The sequence below is a fragment of the Herbaspirillum lusitanum P6-12 genome, from assembly GCF_000256565.1.
In the GTDB taxonomy this organism is placed as follows: Bacteria; Pseudomonadota; Gammaproteobacteria; order Burkholderiales; family Burkholderiaceae_D; genus Herbaspirillum; species Herbaspirillum lusitanum.
This window is the reverse complement of sequence record NZ_AJHH01000657.1, coordinates 1-639: the sequence shown is the minus strand read 5'-3', so window position 1 is coordinate 639 and position 639 is coordinate 1. Positions and strand designations below refer to the sequence as shown.

Genomic DNA, 639 nt, shown 5'->3' with positions numbered 1-639 from the left:
TGGGCACCTTGCCGGCGGCAAGGGCGACTGAATCTGGCCATCAGGCAGGGAGCCGGTGTGGCGTCGGATGATCGTGCCTGCCGAAGCCGGGCCGGTGGAAATTCCGCTATGCCCGATGTGTAGCCAGAGTATCGAATCGCCATACTCTTCGGTATCAGTGAATTCCTGATAGCTGAAAGGTAATAAAAGCGGGGAAGTGGAAAGAGGCGTGGGCTACACGGTACTTGTCTTGCATGGGGGAAACGCTGCAGTTGCCGGCGTGATCGGGGATAATAGAGGTCTTTAATCTCAACAAGGATCGTCGTGGCAGTCTCCATCAAAACCGAAAAACAGATCGCCATGATGCGCGTGGCAGGCGGCCTTGCGGCGGAAGTGCTGGAGATGATCGGCGAGTATGTCGTGCCCGGCGTGTCGACCGAAGAACTCGACCGGCGCTGCCACGACTACATCCGCAAGGTCCAGAAAGCCACGCCGGCCAACGTCGGCTATCACGGGTTTCCGAAGACGCTGTGCACCTCGGTCAACAGCGTGGTCTGCCACGGCATCCCCAGCACGCGCGATGTACTCAAGGACGGCGACATCGTCAATATCGACGTCACGGTGATCAAGGACGGCTGGCACGGCGACACCAGCCGCATG

1 protein-coding gene is annotated in these 639 nt (G+C 59.3%); it reads left to right on the top strand.

The features are described 5' to 3' along the window. Window positions 1–339 precede the first annotated feature (339 nt). Window positions 340–639 (top strand): M24 family metallopeptidase (locus HLUSI_RS0121580; protein WP_414087293.1); only part of this gene is annotated, 300 nt, incomplete at its 3' end.